The sequence below is a fragment of the Litorivivens sp. genome (assembly GCF_057445395.1).
The window spans coordinates 1-20,499 of the sequence record NZ_JBVBUV010000020.1; the positions used below are offsets into that span (position 1 = coordinate 1).

The following is a 20,499-nucleotide window of genomic DNA, read 5'->3' on the forward strand; positions in this document are numbered from 1 at the left end:
CAGGATATGGTATTCGATGCCCAGCTTTTCCAAATAGGCTGGCAAGACTTCCTCGGGAAAGCCCGGTTGCTTCTGATCCAGATTTACCGCCACCAGCTCAAAATCCACCGGCGCGCTCTGTTGGAGATTCATGAGAATATCCAGCATTGCGTAGGAATCCTTGCCGCCAGACAGGCATACCATTACCCGGTCACCGGCTTCGATCATGTTGTAATCTTCAATGGCCTTGCCAACATGACGCCGCAGACGCTTTTGTAACTTGTTAAACTCGGTTTTCTCTTTTTTCGACAATTCGGCGACAGACACGGCAGACCCTGCGACAATTACGGATTCTGGGAGTGATTAAAGCGCGGTATTGTACCGGTATCGACCAAAAAATGCCCAGCAATTTAGTGGGTTGCCGACAATGCCCAATGAAATCAAAGTCCGTGACAGACTTAACAGCGGCTCCCTTCTCAGCTACAATCGCACTGTACAATAAATGTGCGATTTTCCAATAAACGCCCTAGCCCGTTTTTCAGAGTCCTGATTTTCTATGCCAACCCGTTCAAGTTTCCTGTGGCTGCTATTGCTCGGCGCTGCAGCTTTCGCCACATTTCGCGGCGAAAGCACCGTCAGCCCGCCGGTTTTCGCCGACAATTCGCTGCCAGACAACCGCACAACCACACCATTGGCGCTGCCAGCGCCGACCACTGACGTCCAAACACCCTACAGCGGCGAGCCGATGATCGTATCGCGGCGCAATTCGACCGAAATGGTCCACTCCGCTTCGGTAGCAGAGCTGGCAGACGGCCGTCTGCTGGCAACCTGGTTTGGCGGCAGCCGCGAGGGAGCAAAGGATGTCGCCATTTACGGGGCCTACTTCAATCCAGCGCAAGGCATCTGGAGCGAGGTTCGCCCACTGATTACTCGCGAAGCAACGCAGCAGGCTCTTGGCCGCTACATCAAAAAACTTGGCAATCCGGTAATTACCCGCCTGTCGGAAGATCGTCTGGCACTGTTCTATGTCTCTGTTTCGCTCGGCGGCTGGGCGACCAGCCAACTGAATATGGCATTGTCTGACGACGACGGCGCCAGCTGGCATTCCTACCGACGACTGGTGACGTCACCGTTTTTCAACCTGAGCACCCTGGTCAAAGGCACCCCTCACCGCTATGCAGACGGCAGTATTGCCCTGCCCGTTTACCACGAGATGGCGGGTAAATTTGGCGAATTGCTAAGAATTGCTGCTGACGGCACCATTCTGTCGAAAAGCCGCCTGACCACCGGACGCGAAGCGATTCAACCGGTGATTCTGCCCGTTAATCGCGACAAGGCATTGGCACTCTTGCGTGACACCGGTGACGATGCCCCCTTTACGGCCGTCATGACATCGTCTGATAGCAGCGGCCAGGAATGGTCAGAACCGGAAAACGCGACCTTTTTTAACCCCAACTCTGCGCTTGCCGCTGTGGTAATGGACTGTGGACGACTGCTGGCCGTGGCGAACGATACCGAGGAAGAACGCAATCGACTAACCTTGCTGGTGTCGGAGGATCGCGGCGTCAGCTGGAACCCCATCATGCGCATTGAGGACAATAGCGATAATGGTAAAGTGCCTCGACGAGTCCCACGCGAAACCTTTACCAGCGCCCTGCAAGAGGCATTGAGCACCGAAGGTATGCCCGAAGCTCTGCAGAGCAAGTACATTGATTCCGCAACCGCTGCTCTGTGTACCGACAGCGGTTGCCGCTATCGCTACGACTACCCTTATCTTATCAAAGCCTCAGACGGCACCATTCACCTTGTCTACACCTGGAACAAGGCTTACATCAAACACCGCGCATTTTCACAGGAGTGGCTCAGTCAATGGATATAACCGCAGGCTTGGTAGTTTCAGCTCTGCACTGGGCAGCCCTTATCAGTCTTCTGATCTGTCGCCGACCTGCGTTGTCATCGCGATTGGTCACGGTGTTTGCACTGACACTGTTTTTTCTGTGCATCCCGATCGCCGGCGTAACACCGGTGTATTACCTGCGCGGAGTTTTTGGCGAATTCAGCCTGACCTCAACGCTGGTGCTATGCGCTCTGGCCATTTATCACGTTACCCGTGGCGGCTTGCCGCTACCCAAGCGAGACTTGCAATGGATGGCGGGCATGATAGCGGGCTTGGCACTCTGGTTTTATCCCATGAGTCTGGGACTTGGCATGATCGACCCCTATCAGTGGGGGTATCAACCTGATGTTCTTGCTGGCGCGGCGCTGGTTATTGCCGCCGCTGCCTGGCTTAGAAAACTGAACTTAATTGTCGCGATTATCAGCGTCGACCTGCTCGGCTATCAGCTGGGCCTACTCGAATCTAACAACCTGTGGGACTACCTCATTGACCCCGTTGCGGCCATCACCGCCATGGTCTACATCCGGTCAACTCTGCGTGCGAAGCGGCGTGCGGCGACTCGCGAGCCACAGCACGACGAACATGAGCAGGTTACCGATGATAGCCGTGTAGTACAGATCAAAGGGCATGTCGTCAGCCGAGAAAAACCAGCCGTTTCTAGCCAGGATCACCCAGCCAGTAAAGAGCATGGTTACTCCTATACCGAGCCAGGCGTGGCGGGCGTTACCGCGACGGCTGAAAAACCCAAATAGGTACAGACTCAACATGCCTCCACCCAGCAGGGCCACCAAAATGGTCAGAGCGTCCTGCAGGGTTTTGGTGTCGGCGAAATAAAACGCGATCGCACCGCCAATCATCAAACAACTAACGCCCACGGCAATCGCACGCGCCACCATCAGATAATGACGCTCAGCGGCATCTGTGTTCATATGACGGCGGTAAATATCCACCACCGACACCGCCGATATGGCATTGATACTGGAATCCAGTGACGACATGGCTGCAGCCAGGGCTGCTGCCAACACCAGCCCAATCAACCCCGGCGGCAACTCGTTCAAAATGAAAAATGGCAGAATCTGCTCCGCCTTGCGGCTACCGTCGAGCATTTCAGCGGCTTCAGCGACTGGAAATTGCAGATAGAATACGTAGAGCGCTGTCCCCAGAAACATGTAAAACGCCCAGATTGGCAGGCTGCTCAGGGCACACACCCACATACCGCGTCGGGCTTCACTTTCGGATTTAGCCGCACAATAACGCTGCACGGTATTTTGATTGCTACTGTATTCCGTAAGCCAGTTAACCAGCCCTAACACCAGCATCATGGTGCCGGTTTTGTTGAGCAGGCTGATATCCCAACTGACTGGCTCAAGTTCGCCATTTTGCCACTCAGAAAAGCCCAGCTTGCCGTGTTCAGTGGCGGTCGACAATACCTGCCCCAAGCCGCCGGGGAGCAGGTCGACAATCACCCATAAACAGGCAATCCCTCCCAATAGCAGCACCAGTGTCTGTATCACGTCGGTCCAGATAACCGCTTCAATGCCACCGGCTACGGTATAAACAGCGACAAAGATACCGGCCAGCACGATACACCACACGGGGTCGAGGCCACTGATTTCGAACAACAACAGGGAGATCAGGTAGAGAATGGTACTCACCCGTACCAGCTGAGCAATAATGAACGTGGCGGCGCCATAGACACGCACTGAGGGGCCAAAACGCGCTTCAAGAAACTCGTAGGCGGTTACTGTGTTGCCCCGCCGGAACACTGGCAAAAAGTAGCGCGCGGCAAAATAAATCGCCAGCGGCAGCATCAGATTGGGCAGATAACGTAGCCAGGCGGTTTTATAAGCATCTGCGGGGTAGGCAAGAAAGGTCACCGAACTGATGGAGGTACCCACCAGACTTAAGCCGATTACCCAGCCTTGATAGTTGCGCCCCCCCACAAAGTAGTCGTCGGTGGAGTGGGTTCTGCCAGAGAAATAGACTCCCAGCAGCAAAATGCCCAGTAGGTAGCCGCCCAACACCAGACCATCTGCCAGACTCATTGACCCGCTCCCGGTGTCTCCTCAACATTGTCGTAATGCAGAAAGTGGCTAGTCTCGTATAGCCCCTTGGCCAACTCACGCAAGCGCGCGGCCTTTTCCGGGTATTGCGCAGAGTAATCAGCTTCCGGATCATCACTGTAAATCTCGTGAAGCTTGGCGTTGCCGCCGTCGGACTGCATCCGCAGCATCCATTGTTTGCCAATCACACCAATTACCGGGTGGCGCTTGTCCGCTGTCTGGGTAAACACATAGCGTTCCTGGCCCTGCGGATGTTTGCTCACGTCGCGCCCAAGCCCGCTGTAGTCATAGGGCACGCCAAACAGCCCCGCCACCGTAGGCAGCACATCCACGAGGCTCACCGCTTCTTCAACCACCTGCGGTTGCAGCAGCTTTGGCGCATAGATCATGTGCGGTACGTGCAGGCCGTCGAGATCGAGCTTTTCGTAAAATTCTGCCATATGCGGCGTAATGGTGATGCGGTTATTGTGGTCGCCATAGAACACAAACACCGTGTTATCGAAATAGCCACCCGCCTTGGCCATCTTGAAAAATTCACCTACGTTGTAATCGAGAAAGCGTACGGCGTTGTACTGCTCGGCGCTTTTAAAGCCAGCCTGATACAGAGCTTGAGCATCTGGGCTATCCGGCACAAAATCGCCTTTGTCCTCTGGCAGAGTAAACGGTCGGTGATTGGCCGCGGTTTGTACAATCGCGAAAAAGGGCTTTTCCCTGGGGATTTCCCGCAGCACTTTGTCCGCCTCGCGAAACAGGCTCAGATCCGAAATACCCCAGACGTCGACTCTAGGCTCGGTATAAGAACCTTCCTCATAGAGGTGCAGGCCGTCAATACTGGCTTTAATCAGGGCCCGCATATTGGCCCAACCGGCGCTGCCACCCAGAAAGTAATACTTTTCGTGATCCGTAAACGCATTAATGATGGTGCGCTGATGGGCAATGAGCGGGTTTCGTGTAGCCGTTTTTACAGTAGAGACATCGGGCAAACCGGTAATGCTGGCCCAAACTGTCTTTGCAGTGCCTGACACCGGCACGTAAAAGTGCTCGAAGAACCAGCCATTTTCGGCAATGTCATCCAGTACCGGCGTGGTTTTCAGGGGATTGCCATAAGCGCTGACTCGACTGGCGCCGAGCGATTCCAGCATCACGAATACAATGTTTGGCGGTCGCTCCATTGATGCAAACGGCGCCTGCGGATCAGCTTCGATACGGCGCAGAAAATTAGGCTTGGCGGCATCGCGCGCTGCACCTTCCAGCCCCAGATAGTCGGCCACCGCCTCATAGTGTGCTTTGACCTGCTCAAGATCGTAATTGGCCTCACTGAAATCCATGGTCTCATAGAAATACAACATGGGGTTCAGTCCCAGAGCACCAATCTCGGGGTCACCGGTAAAAAAGGCATTGTTCCAGCGCAGCGGCACATCGGACAAGCGGCCAATCGTGGTCCAGAAGGCCACCGTAAACACCAGAGCACAGCGCCAGGCGACAGACCATTTACCGAGTTTTTCACCCGGCACGGAGAAAACCCGGCCTACCAGCGCGCTGACGAGGCGAAAGGTGATCGCACACAGGAGCGTTACGCCCAGGGTTATCCAGATAACGGGGTAGCTTTCCCAGACCATGCTGGCGGAGATTGCTATATCGTCAAAGAAACGCACAACCGTGGAATCCATACGAATACCGAGGTAAGCGTAGTGCCCCAGATCGAATACGTTGAAAAGGCTCAGAAACAACACGGTGAGCAGCACATAGCCCGCCACCACACGCTGTGCCCAGCGCTTCTCCAAGAGATGCCACTTTGGCACCATCAACAGCAGCAGCGGCATAGTCAGCAAGATGGCCAGACGCGCGTCAAAACGCAGGCCAATCCACCAGGCCTTGACCAAAACCCCAAACCCGGCGGCTTCATTGTCGCTGAAATCCGCGAATCCAAAGAAGAAAATCAGCCGGAAAAGCACCTGTACCGTAAACAACAACAGTGCAACACTTAACAGAAGTTGCAGCCGACGAGACTGTAAAAGACGCATATGAACCGCTATTCCCCATAAAAGACGCGCGCAATTGTATCAGGCGCTTGGGCGCGGAATAAGGTGGTCTGGCCCTCAATATGGCAATTTGCGGTCCAGATGACTATCATATGCCCCGCTTCAGGCACCGCAGCGAGTCGTTGCGGTGCGGCCAGATCCCGGCCAGGGTGGCTCAGGTCTGTGTGATCCACAACCTGCAGGTGGCCCGCTCAAAACCCGTTTTCACCAAAGTAAACACCACAAACAGGAATCGCTACTCATGAAACAACCCGTTCGTGTCACCGTTACCGGTGCTGCCGGTCAAATCGGCTACGCCCTGCTGTTCCGCATCGCCTCTGGTGCGATGCTGGGCGATGATCAGCCCGTTATCCTGCAGCTGCTGGACATAACCCCTGCCATGGACGCCCTGCAAGGCGTGAAAATGGAGTTGGACGACTGTGCCTTCCCGCTGCTGACCGACATCGTCACCACTGACGACCCGAACGTTGCGTTTAAAGACACCGATTACGCCCTGCTGGTTGGCGCCCGTCCACGTGGCCCCGGCATGGAGCGCAAAGACCTGCTGGAAGCCAACGCCGCCATTTTCTCGGTACAAGGCAAGGCTATTAACGACAATGCCAGCAAGAACATCAAAGTACTGGTTGTCGGCAACCCAGCCAACACCAACGCCCTGATCACTCAGCGCAACGCGCCGGACATTGACCCGCGCAACTTCACCGCCATGACGCGCCTGGACCACAACCGCGCCATGACCCAGATTGCCCAAAAAACCGGCAAGACTGTAAACGACGTGAAGAACATGACCATTTGGGGCAACCACTCTGCCACTCAATACCCCGATCTGTTCAACACCAAGGTAGACGGCAAGAAAGCCACCGACCTGGTTGATCAGGCCTGGTACGAAAATGACTTCATCCCCACCGTGCAACAGCGCGGCGCAGCGATCATCAAGGCTCGTGGCGCGTCTTCTGCAGCATCAGCCGCCAACGCAGCCATCGACCACATGCGCAGCTGGGCGCTGGGCACCGACGGCGACGATTGGGTGAGCATGGGCGTATACAGCGACGGCAGCTACGGCATTGCCGAAGGCCTGATCTACTCCTTCCCCTGCCGCTGCAAAGGTGGTGACTGGGAAATCGTTCAGGGCGTTGAAGTTGGCGACTTCAGCCGCGCCAAGATGACTGCTACCGAGCAGGAACTGGCCGAAGAGCGTGACGCAGTACAGCACCTGCTGCCCTGAGTTGGGACAACGTGAATAATTAAAGGCTCCTTCGGGGGCCTTTTTTTCACCCAAAAAACCGGGGTCGTATCGAGTATTTTTTGACCAAGCCCCACCAAAGCACAAGTTGGCTAAAAAATACTCGATACGACCCCGGTTTCTGGTTCGCGCTATTTTCGGCTGCGTACCTTCGCCAACACCCAGCTGGCACCAAATGCTACTAGCATGATCCCGCCGACCCCGACAATGCACACCGCCAGAAAGGCCAAAACCTCTTTCGCTGGCACATCGAAGATATACACGGTAGACCACAGCAGCAGTGCCGTAGCCAGTACTGCCAAAACAGAAGTGCTGTATTTGCGCCAGCGCCGGTAAAGCTCAGGAATACTCAAAATACGGCGCTTAAAAGGAAGCTTCGTGAGTCCACTCACAACGCATGGACATATTGGAACTGTTGGGCTCGTGGTAGTCGGAATCGGTTTCCCACACAAAGGTGTGAATGCCATTGTAGAGGGTTTCCAGATGCACAGTGGCAGAAACCCAGTACATGCCGCGCAGTACGCGCTCAAACTGCTTTAGCCAGGTATTCCACTCGTGTTCAATGGCTTTGTAGGAACTGCCAAAATGAATCACATCGGTATGAACGTCATCGAGATCCACGGCGGCAGGCGCCGGTGAAAACATCTCCCGAGACAGCAGCGGCCAGCTATCAGCGCTGGGCAGGCTTTGCATGACGGAATGGTTAGTCAGGCGCCGCTCCTGAGCCTCGCCTCTGCCACCGACCATATCGCGGATACAGCCGTAAACAATTGATTCTGCCATAACTGGTTCTTTTCCCGAGGAATTTGTTATGGAGGACTATGTTACCTGCGGGCGCTGACCAGGCCAAGCAGAAAGCGCGCAAAAGCGCGGCGATTTCACACCGTCAGTCGGTGATCGAGCATGTACAGCCAGGCAATGAGCAGGGCCGCCGCCGAGGCGACCACTGCGAGCAGGAAGGTAAGCCCTGCACCATAATCCCACAACATACCGCTGAGAATTGCCCCCAGCGCACCACCGCCACCAAAGCTCAGGCCGCTGTAGAGTGCCATACCCTGCCCCTGATACCCCTTGAAGTAGCGGCGGACCAACTCAACTGCCACCGCATGGAAACTGCCAAAGGTGGCAGCGTGCATCAGCTGGGCGAAAAACAGTACCACAACGTTGTCAGCAAAATAACCAATCAGCCACCAGCGAATTACCGACAGCAGCAGGCTTACCAGCATGATGGAACGAAGACTGAAACCGCCCATCAAGCGATGCATCACGAGAAACAGGAAGACCTCTGCCAGTACCCCGAGCGACCAGAGCACACCGGTTACTGTTTTGGTGTAACCGAGATTTTCGAGATGGATGCTGAAAAAAGTGTAGTACGGGCCATGCGCTATCTGCAGCAGCATGCAGACAACAAAAAATGCCACAACCGATGGCTGACTCACAATACTCCAGAGGCTGCCTTCGCGCTCATCGCGCTGATCATTGCCCGCCTTCTCTGCCACCGTGAGGCTGCTGAGCCAGATGCCCGCCAACAGCAGAGTATAAATCCAGGGCAAAAGGTGAATGGAAAAATAGTCGAGAAAGGCGCCAATACCGGCAACCGTCACGATAAAGCCAATAGAGCCCCACACCCGAATCAGGCTGTAGCGATGGTATTGCCCTTCCAGATGAGACAGGGTAACCACTTCAAACTGAGCCAGCACCGCATTCCAAAAGAAGCTGTAGCCAACCACGACGGCCATCAACCACCAAAAATCGGTGCGAAAGAAAACACCGAGAAAGATCAATAAAGCCAGGAAGGAGCCCACACGGATAATGGTAGAACGACGCCCAGAGCGATCAGCCAACCACCCCCACAAACTCGGCGCCACAACTTTGGTTGCCATCACGGCAGACGACAGCGCACCAATGGCTACCGCGTTGTGGCCCAGCTCCTGCAGGTAGAGCCCCCAGTACGGGAGCCAGGCCCCTAACAGCCCGAAGTAGGCGAAGTAAAACCCAGAAAGGCGCCAGTACGGGAGCGCCATACCCTAAACGTTTGTGCCTGGTGCATTACCCGATACAACTGGCGTCGTTACTTGCACGCCGCTATTCTGCGCCCGATGGCGCAGCAGATGATCCATCAGCACCAGGGCAACCATGGCTTCGGCAATGGGCACCGCGCGAATACCAACACAAGGGTCGTGACGACCGGTGGTAACAACGTCGACCGGGTTGCCATCCACATCGATCGTCTTGCCGGGAACCAGAATACTTGAGGTGGGCTTCAGGGCGATTGACGCAACAATATCCTGCCCCGAACTAATGCCTCCCAGCACGCCACCAGCGTTATTGCCGGTAAAGCCCTGAGGCGTAATCTCGTCGCGATGTTCACTGCCACGCGCGACCACCGCATCAAAACCGGCACCAATTTCCACGCCTTTGACCGCATTAATGCCCATCAGCGCATAAGCGAGTTCCGCATCGAGGCGGTCAAACACCGGCTCGCCCAAACCAGGCGGCACATTGCTGGCAACGATATTGAGGCGGGCGCCAATGGAATCACCGTCTTTACGCAACTGTTGCATAAAGCCTTCCATGGATTCGACCTTGCTTTCGTCCGGACAGAAGAACGGGTTGGTTTCCACCACATCCCAATCGACCTTTTCTATGGCAATAGGGCCCAACTGCGAGAGATAACCGCGCACTTCAATGCCACACTGGGTGCGCAGGTATTTCTTGGCGATGGCGCCAGCCGCGACCCGCATCGCCGTTTCCCGTGCCGACGAACGACCACCGCCGCGATAATCACGCACACCGTATTTGTGGGTATAGGTGTAATCGGCATGCATCGGGCGGAAGCGGTCTTTGATTTTGCTGTAATCCTTGGAGCGCTGATCAGTGTTCTCAATCAGCAAGCCAATGGATGTACCGGTGGTTTTCCCTTCAAATACCCCCGACAGAATTTTGACTTCATCGGCTTCACGACGCTGCGTGGTATAGCGAGAGGTGCCGGGCTTGCGACGATCGAGGTCACGCTGCAGGTCTTCCTCGGTGATTTCCAGCCCCGGTGGGCAACCGTCAACAACAGCGCCCAGCGCCAATCCGTGGCTCTCGCCGAAGGTGGTAACCGTAAACAATTTTCCGAAGGTATTCCCGGACATCTCTCACTCGCTGCAAACCGCAAAGCGGCAATTATACGCAAATCCCCTGCCGCCGTCAGAGCGCAGGCAGATCCTCTCGTGCAATCACAAATACACCATGACCGCCGTGCTCAAACTCAACCCAGGTCAACGGTAGCTCCGGGTAGGCTTCCTCCAGCGCGGCGCCGCTGTTCCCCACTTCCACTATCAGCAGACCACCTTCTGTCAGATGTTCGCGCGCCGCCTGCAGGATCTGGCGCGTAATGTTCAGGCCATCACTGCCAGAGCCCAAGCCCAGTGGGGGCTCTGCATGGTACTCCTGCGGCATCGCTGCAAGATCTTGCGCATCTACATACGGTGGGTTAGAAACGATCAGATCAAACTGCTGCCCCTTCAATCCCGAAAACACGTCAGACTGAACCGTATTTACCCTATCGCGTAAACCATGTCGCACTATATTGGATTGGGCCACGGCCAGCGCATCTTCTGACAGATCGCTGAGAACCACAGAGGCATACGGAAACGCCATGGCGCAGGCTATCCCAATACAGCCACTACCGGTACACAGATCGAGAATTGTCCGCGGCTCACGCCCCCCGAGCCAGGGCTCAAACCCAACATCAATCAATTCTGCAATGGGCGATCTGGGCACCAGCACCCGCTCGTCGACATGAAACGGCAGCCCGGCAAACCAGGCCTCACCGACCAGATAAGCGGCTGGAATACGTTCACTGACTCGACGTTCAACCAGAGCCAACACGCGTTCACGCTCATCTTTCGTCAACCGACCGTCCAGCAGACGACCATCCAGATCAAAGGGTAGTTTCAGGGCTGAGCACAGCAAAAACCAGGCTTCATCCTGGGCGTTATCAGTACCGTGTCCGTAATACAGGTCGGCCTCGCCAAAACGAGAGATAGCCCAGCGTAAAAAATCCCTGACGGTTTCCAATTCGGTACTCAAGCTTGTCTCCGCTGCACTGCGTAAAAGGCGCACAGTGTAACCCGTTCCGGCGGGGCCTTTAAGCCACAATACGCATCTACGTGAAGCCACGGTAATGGTCAGCCTTGTTCACTTTTGCTACCATCGCTCTCCCCTTTTACAGTAGTCGGACAGTACAGTGGAAAAAGCCTTTGCCGAAATCATAAAAAGTGTTGGGGAAGATCTGACGCGGGACGGTCTGGTAGATACACCAAAGCGTGCCGCAAAAGCCTTCCAGTTTCTCACCGAAGGCTATCGCCGCAAGGTCGATGACGTGGTCAACGATGCCCTGTTTGAATCCGACTGCAACGAAATGGTGATTGTGTCCGACATCGAACTGTACTCCCTTTGCGAACACCACCTGTTGCCATTTATCGGCAAAGCCCACGTGGCTTATATTCCGTCGGGCAAAGTGCTTGGGCTATCGAAAGTGGCACGAATCGTCGACCTGTTTGCACGTCGACTGCAGATTCAGGAACAGCTCACCACCCAGATTGCGCAGACAGTTCAGGAAGTGACTAGCGCTGCGGGTGTTGGCGTGATTATCGAGGCCAAGCATATGTGCATGATGATGCGGGGCGTTGAAAAGCAGAATTCGGTAATGCGCACTTCGGCCATGCTGGGAGAGTTCCAGAGCAATCAGGCCACACGGCAGGAATTTTTGTCACTGGTGGCTGGCGGGCGCTAGGCCCGCGCTGTTGCCGCTTGGTTTTTTATTACTGCCCGCGAACTATCATTCACGGGCCAGACCATCTCCTGCAATCACCGGCTATTTAGTCAGCATCTTCTCTGCCTTCTCGGCAAACTTCTTCGCATCTTCATCAGACGCCTGGGACAGATCGATGTCCACAGGCGGCACGTTCAAGCCTTTCTGCACTGCTGGCCGTGCGCGCATGCGCTCCATCCAGGCCTGCAGATTGTCCAACCCTTCCACTTCCACGCCGGCCCAGAAGTGCACATGCACCCAAGAAAAGTTGGCGATATCAGCAATACTGTAGTCGTCTGCCAGCCAGTCGCGTCCTTTCAGACGACCATCGAGCACTTCGTATAAACGACGGGTTTCATGCTGATAGCGGTCGATGGCCGCCTGAATTTTTTCGGGAAAGTAACGATAAAACACATTCGCCTGCCCCTGCATGGGCCCAACGCCACCCATCTGAAACATCAGCCACTGTATGACCGCATATTTGCCCTTGGCGTCTGCGGGCATAAGCTTGCCTGTTTTCTCCGCCAGGTACTGAAGAATTGCACCCGACTCAAATACGGTAATATCAGTCTCGCGATCAATGATTGCCGGTATCCGGCCATTGGGGTTTATCTGCAGGTACTCTGGCGACTTCTGCTCATTTTTGTCCAGCGCTATGGCCTTGAGCTCATAGGGCAACCCCAGCTCTTCCAGTGCAATGGATGCTTTCCAGCCATTAGGCGTGGCTGCTGTGTACAGTTCAATCATAGTGCCCCCTCTTGCGTTGCCAAAAATTCACGAATCAGACCCGCTATCGGCACGGCACTTTCCTCCATATGAAAGTGGTGGCCTCCGGGCAGGTTCTCCCGACGGAACTGCGGAATCAGATCCGTCAGAGCGTCCAGGCCGGGATATTGCGCATAGCCTTTTTCTGCAGCAATCAGCATAACAGGTTGTACAAGCGCACGGAGGAAGGCCTCTATATGCGCCTGCGAAAGCTTAAACGCAGATGCGCCTTTAAGACGCTGGTCTGCACGCCAGATCCAGCCGCCGTCCACCTTTGCTGCGCCCCTTTCCGCTAAAACTCGAGCCGCAGGTTCATTCATTCCCGTGGTTCTCTGACGCAGTGCTATCAGCTCATCAAGCGTTGGATAAACCTTGCTCGGTTTTGCTGCCAGCACCTGCGCATCGCGCAAAAAGTCTCCCAGCTGCTTCGGGGATTCCTCTATCTTGACCGAGCCTGGGACCAGCCCGTCGAGACAGATCAGACGCTTTACCCGTGCCGGGCAGCTGGCCGCCAGCAACATAGACATCATCGCGCCACGAGAGTGCCCCAACAGATTAAACTGCTCCCAGCCCATCATGTCCGCCACCGCGAGCAGCACCGGTAAATCATCCCAGATATTGTAGGTGGCCTGCGGCGGTCGGTCATCGCTCAACGCATTGCCCGGCATATCAAGCGCCAGCAACGTTAACCCGCAACGCCCCAGCGCATCAAAGCTTGCGGCATTATCCAGCCAGCCGTGCACTGCCAGCATCGGCTCGGTATCGCCCTGCCACCAGCGCGCTCGCACTGTAAGGCCGTCGAGTTCAAAGGTCTTTTCTTCGGCGGTTATTGCGCTCATTGGCGCCTCACTATCTGCTCATAGGAAGGTGCGTGCCGCAACCAACACAGCCGCCCTGCCGCCTGCGCCACCACGGGTAGGTCAATCATGGCCATACTGGCCGGCGCCATGACTTCCTCAATATCCGCACCACAGAACCAGGTAAGCAGGCGACTGAACAGGGGGTTGTGCCCGACCAACAACATTCGCTCGGGCACGGCGTGCTGCAGCATCTGTTCAAGGGTTTGCGGTGATACATCGGGTAGCAGGCTATCACTTTCCAGCGTGTTCATTTGCGAATACTGCGCCAGAAAGGCATCAGCCGTTTCACAGGCGCGCTGCAGGGGGCTGTGAATCAGCAGCTCGGGCTCCCATTGAGAAGACAACCAGCGGGCAGCCAACTGAACCTGATGCTGACCGTGAGCGGTAAGAGGGCGAGCTGCATCAGTTGGTGCATCCCATGACGCTTCGCCATGTCGAACGAATACACACTGCATCAACGCAAACTAAAATCTACATCCCGGGTCTGGTCGGCACTCATCATGTTGGCGACCACATCATCCAGGGATTTCTCGTTGTAGATGATGTCGTACAGGCCGCTTGCCAGCGGCATATAGACACCCAGTTGCTCGGCCTGGTCCTTGAGTAATCTCAGGGTATTTACCCCTTCGGCCACCTGACCGAGCTCCGCAACCACAGCATTTAGATCCTTGCCCTGCCCCAGCGCAAAGCCCACCCGGTAATTGCGGCTCAAGGGCGAGGTACAGGTCACGAACAGATCGCCGACACCGGCAAGGCCCATGAAGGTCATGGGGTCAGCCCCCTTGTTGACCGCAAAACGACACATTTCCGCCAGCGAGCGGGTGAGAAGAACCCCCTGCGTATTACTGCCCACCCCCATCGCCGCAGCGATACCGGAGCAGATGGCATAAACGTTTTTCAGGGCGCCACAGAGCTCCAGGCCGTAAGTGTCTTCTCCGGCATACACCCGGAAATAACTGCACTGCAACAGGGTCTGAATAGCCTCAGTAACTTCCGTATCCTGACTTGCTATCACCGTCGCTGTTATCTGCCGGTCGGCCAGTTCCTTAGCGAGGTTGGGGCCACTCATCACACCCAGGCGGGCGTTGGGAATTTCCTCGTGAATCACCTGGCTCATCAACTTGAAGCCATCGGCCTCTATACCCTTGGTGGTACTGACCAGTATGCAGTTATCACTGAGCAACCCAGCCAGGGTACGACAGACCTCACGACAGGATTTGCTAGGCACCGCGACAAACACGATATCAGCCGACTCCACCGCCGTTGCCAAATCCGTGGTGGCACGCAACGCCGGGTTTAAGGCGATGCCGGGCAGGTAGGCCTCATTTTCATGTTTTTCGTTGATTTCCAGGGCGCGTTCTTCACTACGCAGCCACAGGTGCACCGGGTGACCATTATCAGCAACGATATTGGCAATAGCAGTACCAAAGCTTCCGCCACCCAGCACGGCGACGCGATATAACTTCTCGGACATTATTTACACTTCTTTGCCGCTGTGGCGGGCAGTCTACCACAGGGAATATGGGTATGGCGCCGCGCGCAAACCTTGTGCGCAGCGCCTCGATCCTGTCTCCAGGAAGGTTTAGCGGGAGAGCTCCAGCAACAGCTTGTTAAGCTTGCGGATATACGCGCTGGGGTCTTCTATATCAGCACCTTCGGCCAGGTGAGCCTGATCAAAGAGAATTTCCACCAGATCGCCAAAGCGGTCTTCATCCACTTCCTTATCAAGCTTTTGTACCAACGGATGTTCCGGGTTCAGCTCAAAAATGGGCTTGCTGTCGGGTACTTCCTGACCCGCCTGCTCCAGTATGCGCTTCATCTGCATACCGATATCGTAATCGCCAACCACAAGACACGCGGGAGAATCGGTGAGACGGTTGGTGACCCGCACTTCTTCAACCTTGCCCTCAAGAATGCCCTGAACTCGCTGCACCAGATCCTTGTGCTCTTTTTCCAGCTTCTCCTTCTGCTTCTTGTCTTCCTCGGCATCCAGATCGCCTAGATCCAGCTGGCCGCGCCCTACATCTTTGAAGGATTTACCGTCGTATTCGCCCAGCTGGTTCATCAGCCAGTCATCTACGCGATCTGACAGCAGCAACACTTCAATGCCCTTCTTGCGGAATACTTCCAGGTGCGGGCTGTTACTGGCCATAGTGTGTGATTCACCCACCACATAATAGATGTCTTTCTGACCTTCTTTCATGCGGGCAATGTAGTCGTCCAGCGCGTGGGTCTGCTCGGCCTTATTGTCGTGGGTAGTAGCGAAACGCAGCAACTTGGCAATTTTTTCGCGGTTGGTGAAATCTTCTGCCGGCCCCTCTTTCAATACCTGGCCAAAGGTTTTCCAGAAGGTCTGGTATTTCTCTGGCTCTTTTTTGGCCAGCTTTTCCAGCATATCAAGCACGCGCTTAGTCAACGCGGCTTTCATGGAATCGACATTCGGGTCTTTCTGAAGAATTTCCCGCGACACGTTCAGCGACAGGTCATTGGAGTCCACCACGCCTTTGACAAATCGCAGGTAAAGCGGCAGGAACTGCTCAGCTTCGTCCATGATAAAGGTACGCTGCACATACAGTTTCACACCGCGATTGGCATCGCGATTCCACATATCAAAAGGCGCTTTTTCCGGAATATACAGCAGGCTGGAATACTCCAGCTTGCCTTCCACGCGATTGTGGCTCCAGGTCAGAGGCTCATTGAAATCGTGAGAGATGTGCTTGTAAAACTCGATATACTCTTCGTCCTGCACCTCGCTGCGATTGCGCACCCACAGCGCGGTCGCCGCGTTAATGGCCTCAAGCTCAGGCAGTGCACCTTCGGCACTCTCTTCTTCGCTCTGCGCCTTGTACATCATCACCGGCAAGGAGATATGGTCTGAGTACTTCTTGATCACAGACCGCACGCGCCAGTCGTCGGCAAAATCCAGCGAGTCATCGCGCAGGTGCAACACCACCTGGGTACCGCGCTCGGTACGCTCTACAGGCTCGATCGAAAAGTCGGCTTCACCCGTGGACTCCCAGTGCACCGCCTCACTGGCTGGCAAACCTGCTCGACGGGTAAACACCTCCACCCTGTCGGCCACGATAAAGGCCGAATAGAAGCCGACACCGAACTGACCAATCAGCTGAGCATCCTTCTTTTTGTCTCCGGTGAGGTTTTTCAGGTACTCGGCGGTACCTGAACGGGCTATGGTGCCCAGATTCTTAATCACCTCATCTTTCGACATACCAATACCGTTGTCGGTAATGGTGATGGTCTTGGCGTCTTTGTTGGCGACTACCGTAATCTTCAGATCCGGGTCTTCTTCCAGCAGCGCAGGTTCTTCAAGCGACTCAAAGCGCAGCTTGTCGGCCGCATCAGAAGCGTTGGAGATCAGCTCTCTCAGGAAGATTTCCTTGTTGCTGTACAAGGAATGGATCATCAGTTTCAGGAGTTGTTTCGCTTCCGTCTGGAAGCCCATGGTTTCCTTTTCAGCAGTAGCAGACATGGGGGCCCTCAATCGATGTTATTGGAGAAAAGTCGAATTAAGAGGGATATGGGGGCCAGGATCACGATTTCAAGGGCGGCGGTGAAGATAGCAGCCCTGCCACACAGACGAACAGGAGCATCCGTTCGCCTGCGCGTCAGCTAGCCAGCAGGAATGCGGTCAGAGCGTAAATTTCTCCATCAAACGATTCGGTCGAATTTCCAGCTCGTCTACTGACACTCCGGGGTCCATCCCCACGCAGAAAGCCACGGCTTCGGCCACATGCTCCACGTCCATGCCCGTATCCATATAGGGGCCACAGCGCTTGTGCCACAGGTCAAAGCCGTCCTTGAGCTTGTCAAAGTCCCAACCTGAGGCAAACTCGGTGGCCGCCGCCCCCGGTCGCAGCAGGGTGACACCGATGTTTTTCTCCTGCATCTCACGACGCAGGTCGCGCGTTAGACGCTCCACAGCGGCCTTGCTGGCGGCGTAAAGTGAAAGACCCAGCATTTCGTCCTGGTGGTAGGCGCTGGCAGAACTGATATTGACAATACGCGGATTGTCCGACGCTTCCAAAAGCGGAATGGCCGCGCGACAGGCGTAGATGACACCGGCGATATTGATATCCAGCTGGGCCCGGATCTCCTCATCTGAGTATTTTTCAACCAGACCAGGCTTGGCCACGCCGGCGTTATTCACCAGCCCGTCAAGCCGACCAAAGTGGGCGGCGACCGCCCGAACCGCCTCGCCTGTGGCAGCCGAGTCGGTCACATCGGCGGAAAACGCCCTGGCGTTGCTTTCGCCCAACTCAGCAACCGCTTCAGCCAGCCTGTTTTCATCCCGCGCCAGCAAACCCACTTTGGCCCCTCGGCTCACCAGATCTCTGGCTATCGCCAGACCAAAGCCGCGTGAGGCACCGGTTACCACATATACATGGTCTGCAATACTCTGACTCATACCGCAATCGCCACCGTTTTGGTTTCCAGATATTCTTCGAAGCCTTCCGGCCCCATTTCGCGACCGACACCACTTTGCTTGTAACCACCGAAGGGCGCGTCTGGCCCAAGAAAGTTGCCGCCGTTTACGTTCATGGTACCGGTACGTACCTGGCGGGCAAAATTTAGTGCGCGCTCTTCACTGGCCGAATACACCGCGCCCGACAAACCGTAGGGTGAATCGTTGGCAATGCGCAGCGCATCAGCTTCATCGTCATAGGCGATAACTGCCAACACCGGGCCAAAGATTTCTTCCTGAGCAATGGTCATGCTGTTATCCACATCGACAAACACTGTGGGCTCTACGTAGTAGCCTTTTTCCAGGTGTGCCGGACGGCCGCCACCAATGAGTAGGCGAGCCCCCTCTTCCTTGCCTTTTTCAATATAGGCCAGAACCCGCGCGCGCTGCTTCGCGTTAATCAGTGGCCCCATCATTTCCGACTCACTCTCGGGATCCCCGTACGCCAGCATACCCATATACGACTTCAGAATTTCTTCCACCTCAGCCTGCTTCGTTTTCGGAATCAGCAGGCGCGTTGTAATGGCGCAACCTTGGCCCGCGTTGGCGCCAATGGAAAATACACCAAATAGTGAACTGGCCAGATCGGCGTCGTCTAGAATCACCATGGCTGACTTGCCGCCCAGCTCCAGAAACACCCGTTTTACGGTATCAGCCGCATTTTTCATGATGTGTTTGCCGACAGCCGTGGAGCCTGTAAAGGAAACCAGATCCACACGCGAGTCTGTTGTGAGAAAATTACCGATCTCGGCGGGATCAGACGCCGTCAGCACATTAAAAACCCCGGCCGGCAGACCGGCTTCTTTTGCGTAGCGCCCCAGTAGCGTTGAGGTCCAGGGCGTATCAGGCGCGGCCTTCAGTACTACTGTGCAGCCTGCCGCCAGAGCCGGCATACACTTCGCCAGATTGATCTGAATCGGAAAATTCCACGGCGTAATCGCGGCGACTACACCCGCAGCTTCCTTCCAGACTAGGCGTTTACTTCTGACACCCATCACCTCGTACTCACCGATTTCCCGCTCCCACTGGAAACCTTCGAGAAAATCCAGTGGCCAACTGGCCATCGATATCGGGCCGTCGCACTGAGGCCCAAGAGCGAAACACCGGGTAGCTCCAACTTCGCGTTGAGAAGCCTGCCGTAATTCTTCAATATTTTCCCGCATAACCTCAACAAAGCGACGCAACACTTTCAATCGCAGAGCGTGATTACTGGCCCAGTCGGTATGATCAAAGGCTGTGCGCGCTGCAGCGAGCGCTGCGTCTGCGTCTTTTAGGCTGGCATCAGCAGCAACGCCGATAATTTCTTCAGTGGCCGGATTAATGTTCTCGTATACGCGCCCTTGTTCGGCATCAACAAGTTCGCCGTTAATGTAGAGACGCTGTTCGCCAAAAGATGGTTGAGACATGCTCTGTCGTCCTTATTCTTACTTGTAGTATTGTTTTATCGTTAACAGCACCGCGTCAGGATTGACCTTTCAGAAAGGTCTGACGAATATGCTTACGAACTGTTTTGGTTGCGGGAAGCTCCAGATCCAGCTCCTCACACAGTGCCAGCGCATGATCCAGGTCTTTTTCCCCCAGCCCTGCAAACGGCCCAAAAAACTCTTGCATCTGTTCTTCTGTGCACCCGGCGAGGAGCCCCTCCCTACCGGTAATAAACTGCTTCGCCGAGGGTGTGATAACCCCATTTACATCACCAACCGCGTATAAATCGTCGGGACTCAATCCCGCTTTTTTAATCAACGCCACGCCCTCACTGACGGCCGTAAACGCAGCATAGGTGATCAGGTTATTCGCGAGTTTCAATACAATTCCCGCACCGACATCACCGCCGCGAACCACGCGCTTTGACGTTGGCTCAAACATGGGCATGGCCTTTTCCAGGGCAGCTTCAGTCGCACCGACCATGATACAGAGCGTGCCGTCGGCTGCGCCGGCCGCGCCCCCGGTGATTGGCGCATCGATGACTGACATGGAATGGGCTTGCGCATCTTTTGCCCAGCGCAGCAGGTTCGTGCGCAGCACCGTGCTGTGTATGGCGATGACCGAGCCTTCGCGACCACGGGCAAACAGCCCCTCATCGCCGTATAGCAGAGACTCCACATCCTTGTCGTCACGCACGCAGACGCCAATCAGGTCACAGCGTTCAGCCACGTCCCTGACCGACGCAGCGGCTGTAGCGCCCAGTGCCACCATTTCCGCCACAGGGTCTGGCATAACGTCGTAAACGCTCACCTTAAGACCAGCGCTGGCACCATTTTTAATCAGGGTGGCACACATGGGCTTGCCAATATTGCCCAGACCGATGTAACCGACTTGAATCATGGGATCTACCTTTATTTGCTAAAGTCAGAGAGCTTGCGATTTAC

19 protein-coding genes are annotated in these 20,499 nt (G+C 55.3%); 3 read left to right on the top strand and 16 right to left on the bottom strand.

Annotation, left to right across the window (positions count from 1 at the left end; all coding sequences use genetic code 11):
* The coding region (locus AC222A_RS08010) for a tRNA 2-thiocytidine biosynthesis protein TtcA (protein WP_486774837.1) at positions 1-306 on the bottom strand (306 nt) is incomplete at its 3' end.
* A gap of 229 nt (positions 307-535) precedes the next feature.
* Between AC222A_RS08010 and AC222A_RS08015 the strand changes: the two genes are divergently transcribed.
* Positions 536-1,858, top strand: coding sequence for a sialidase family protein (locus AC222A_RS08015; RefSeq protein ID WP_372747171.1), 1,323 nt, complete (start codon positions 536-538; stop codon positions 1,856-1,858).
* 545 nt (positions 1,859-2,403) lie between these two features.
* Here AC222A_RS08015 and AC222A_RS08020 read toward each other — a convergent pair.
* Positions 2,404-3,921 carry a sodium:solute symporter family protein gene (locus AC222A_RS08020; protein ID WP_372763825.1) on the bottom strand — a complete coding sequence of 506 codons (1,518 nt, stop codon included), beginning with the start codon at positions 3,919-3,921 and terminating at the stop codon, positions 2,404-2,406.
* A complete protein-coding gene (locus AC222A_RS08025; RefSeq protein WP_372758121.1) occupies positions 3,918-5,963 on the bottom strand; it encodes an LTA synthase family protein in 2,046 nt (681 codons plus the stop codon). Before AC222A_RS08025 ends, AC222A_RS08020 begins: the two co-directional genes overlap by 4 nt.
* 259 nt (positions 5,964-6,222) lie before the next feature.
* Between AC222A_RS08025 and AC222A_RS08030 the strand changes: the two genes are divergently transcribed.
* Complete coding sequence (locus tag AC222A_RS08030) at positions 6,223-7,203, top strand: malate dehydrogenase (RefSeq protein ID WP_372748871.1); 981 nt, start codon at positions 6,223-6,225, stop codon at positions 7,201-7,203.
* A 149-nt stretch (positions 7,204-7,352) separates the two neighbouring features.
* Here the strand turns inward: AC222A_RS08030 and AC222A_RS08035 are convergent, their stop codons facing one another.
* From AC222A_RS08035 to prmB, 5 genes are all read right to left on the bottom strand, one after another.
* Positions 7,353-7,574, bottom strand: coding sequence for a hypothetical protein (locus AC222A_RS08035; RefSeq protein WP_372748870.1), 222 nt, complete (start codon positions 7,572-7,574; stop codon positions 7,353-7,355).
* A 10-nt stretch (positions 7,575-7,584) separates the two neighbouring features.
* Entirely contained in the window at positions 7,585-8,004 is a 420-nt protein-coding gene (locus tag AC222A_RS08040) for a hypothetical protein (RefSeq protein ID WP_372748869.1), read from the bottom strand.
* Between the two features lie 95 nt (positions 8,005-8,099).
* On the bottom strand, positions 8,100-9,245 hold the full coding sequence (locus AC222A_RS08045) for an MFS transporter (RefSeq protein ID WP_372748868.1): 1,146 nt from the start codon (positions 9,243-9,245) through the stop codon (positions 8,100-8,102).
* 3 nt (positions 9,246-9,248) lie between these two features.
* Positions 9,249-10,361 (bottom strand): chorismate synthase, encoded by a 1,113-nt coding sequence (gene aroC, locus AC222A_RS08050; protein WP_372748867.1) that lies wholly within the window; start codon positions 10,359-10,361, stop codon positions 9,249-9,251.
* A gap of 55 nt (positions 10,362-10,416) precedes the next feature.
* Positions 10,417-11,301, bottom strand: a complete 885-nt coding sequence (gene prmB / locus AC222A_RS08055) for a 50S ribosomal protein L3 N(5)-glutamine methyltransferase (protein WP_372748866.1) — start codon at positions 11,299-11,301, stop codon at positions 10,417-10,419.
* A 157-nt stretch (positions 11,302-11,458) separates the two neighbouring features.
* Between prmB and folE the strand changes: the two genes are divergently transcribed.
* Positions 11,459-12,007 carry a GTP cyclohydrolase I FolE gene (gene folE, locus AC222A_RS08060; RefSeq protein WP_372748865.1) on the top strand — a complete coding sequence of 183 codons (549 nt, stop codon included), beginning with the start codon at positions 11,459-11,461 and terminating at the stop codon, positions 12,005-12,007.
* Positions 12,008-12,088: 81 nt separating this feature from the next.
* On the opposite strand, the gene AC222A_RS08065 is transcribed toward folE, so the two are convergent.
* The 8 genes from AC222A_RS08065 to AC222A_RS08100 form a co-directional block, all read right to left on the bottom strand.
* Positions 12,089-12,772: a glutathione S-transferase family protein gene (locus AC222A_RS08065; protein WP_372758124.1), complete on the bottom strand. Its 684-nt coding sequence runs from the start codon at positions 12,770-12,772 to the stop codon at positions 12,089-12,091.
* Positions 12,769-13,629, bottom strand: coding sequence for an alpha/beta hydrolase (locus AC222A_RS08070; protein WP_372758125.1), 861 nt, complete (start codon positions 13,627-13,629; stop codon positions 12,769-12,771). The genes AC222A_RS08065 and AC222A_RS08070 overlap by 4 nt, the downstream gene beginning before the upstream one ends.
* Complete coding sequence (locus AC222A_RS08075) at positions 13,626-14,105, bottom strand: SixA phosphatase family protein (protein WP_372783881.1); 480 nt, start codon at positions 14,103-14,105, stop codon at positions 13,626-13,628. Before AC222A_RS08075 ends, AC222A_RS08070 begins: the two co-directional genes overlap by 4 nt.
* Positions 14,105-15,124 carry an NAD(P)H-dependent glycerol-3-phosphate dehydrogenase gene (locus AC222A_RS08080; RefSeq protein WP_372758127.1) on the bottom strand — a complete coding sequence of 340 codons (1,020 nt, stop codon included), beginning with the start codon at positions 15,122-15,124 and terminating at the stop codon, positions 14,105-14,107. The genes AC222A_RS08075 and AC222A_RS08080 overlap by 1 nt, the downstream gene beginning before the upstream one ends.
* A gap of 108 nt (positions 15,125-15,232) precedes the next feature.
* Entirely contained in the window at positions 15,233-17,137 is a 1,905-nt protein-coding gene (gene htpG, locus AC222A_RS08085) for a molecular chaperone HtpG (RefSeq protein ID WP_372747958.1), read from the bottom strand.
* A gap of 159 nt (positions 17,138-17,296) precedes the next feature.
* Positions 17,297-18,073, bottom strand: coding sequence for an SDR family oxidoreductase (locus tag AC222A_RS08090; protein WP_372747960.1), 777 nt, complete (start codon positions 18,071-18,073; stop codon positions 17,297-17,299).
* The gene (locus tag AC222A_RS08095) at positions 18,070-19,536 is read right to left on the bottom strand and encodes an aldehyde dehydrogenase family protein (RefSeq protein ID WP_372758129.1); all 1,467 of its coding nucleotides are present in this window, start codon (positions 19,534-19,536) and stop codon (positions 18,070-18,072) included. The genes AC222A_RS08090 and AC222A_RS08095 overlap by 4 nt, the downstream gene beginning before the upstream one ends.
* 55 nt (positions 19,537-19,591) lie before the next feature.
* Positions 19,592-20,455 (bottom strand): NAD(P)-dependent oxidoreductase, encoded by an 864-nt coding sequence (locus AC222A_RS08100; RefSeq protein ID WP_372747962.1) that lies wholly within the window; start codon positions 20,453-20,455, stop codon positions 19,592-19,594.
* Positions 20,456-20,499 lie beyond the last annotated feature (44 nt).

Excerpts from the sequence above, each read along its gene's own strand:
- AC222A_RS08015 (WP_372747171.1), top strand. The coding sequence starts at position 536 with ATGCCAACCCGTTCAAGTTTCCTGTGGCTGCTATTGCTCGGCGCTGCA.
- AC222A_RS08020 (WP_372763825.1), bottom strand. The coding sequence starts at position 3,921 with ATGAGTCTGGCAGATGGTCTGGTGTTGGGCGGCTACCTACTGGGCATT.
- AC222A_RS08025 (WP_372758121.1), bottom strand. The coding sequence starts at position 5,963 with ATGCGTCTTTTACAGTCTCGTCGGCTGCAACTTCTGTTAAGTGTTGCA.
- AC222A_RS08030 (WP_372748871.1), top strand. The coding sequence starts at position 6,223 with ATGAAACAACCCGTTCGTGTCACCGTTACCGGTGCTGCCGGTCAAATC.
- AC222A_RS08040 (WP_372748869.1), bottom strand. The coding sequence starts at position 8,004 with ATGGCAGAATCAATTGTTTACGGCTGTATCCGCGATATGGTCGGTGGC.
- AC222A_RS08045 (WP_372748868.1), bottom strand. The coding sequence starts at position 9,245 with ATGGCGCTCCCGTACTGGCGCCTTTCTGGGTTTTACTTCGCCTACTTC.
- aroC (WP_372748867.1), bottom strand. The coding sequence starts at position 10,361 with ATGTCCGGGAATACCTTCGGAAAATTGTTTACGGTTACCACCTTCGGC.
- AC222A_RS08065 (WP_372758124.1), bottom strand. The coding sequence starts at position 12,772 with ATGATTGAACTGTACACAGCAGCCACGCCTAATGGCTGGAAAGCATCC.
- AC222A_RS08070 (WP_372758125.1), bottom strand. The coding sequence starts at position 13,629 with ATGAGCGCAATAACCGCCGAAGAAAAGACCTTTGAACTCGACGGCCTT.
- AC222A_RS08075 (WP_372783881.1), bottom strand. The coding sequence starts at position 14,105 with ATGCAGTGTGTATTCGTTCGACATGGCGAAGCGTCATGGGATGCACCA.
- AC222A_RS08080 (WP_372758127.1), bottom strand. The coding sequence starts at position 15,124 with ATGTCCGAGAAGTTATATCGCGTCGCCGTGCTGGGTGGCGGAAGCTTT.
- htpG (WP_372747958.1), bottom strand. The coding sequence starts at position 17,137 with ATGTCTGCTACTGCTGAAAAGGAAACCATGGGCTTCCAGACGGAAGCG.
- AC222A_RS08090 (WP_372747960.1), bottom strand. The coding sequence starts at position 18,073 with ATGAGTCAGAGTATTGCAGACCATGTATATGTGGTAACCGGTGCCTCA.
- AC222A_RS08095 (WP_372758129.1), bottom strand. The coding sequence starts at position 19,536 with ATGTCTCAACCATCTTTTGGCGAACAGCGTCTCTACATTAACGGCGAA.
- AC222A_RS08100 (WP_372747962.1), bottom strand. The coding sequence starts at position 20,455 with ATGATTCAAGTCGGTTACATCGGTCTGGGCAATATTGGCAAGCCCATG.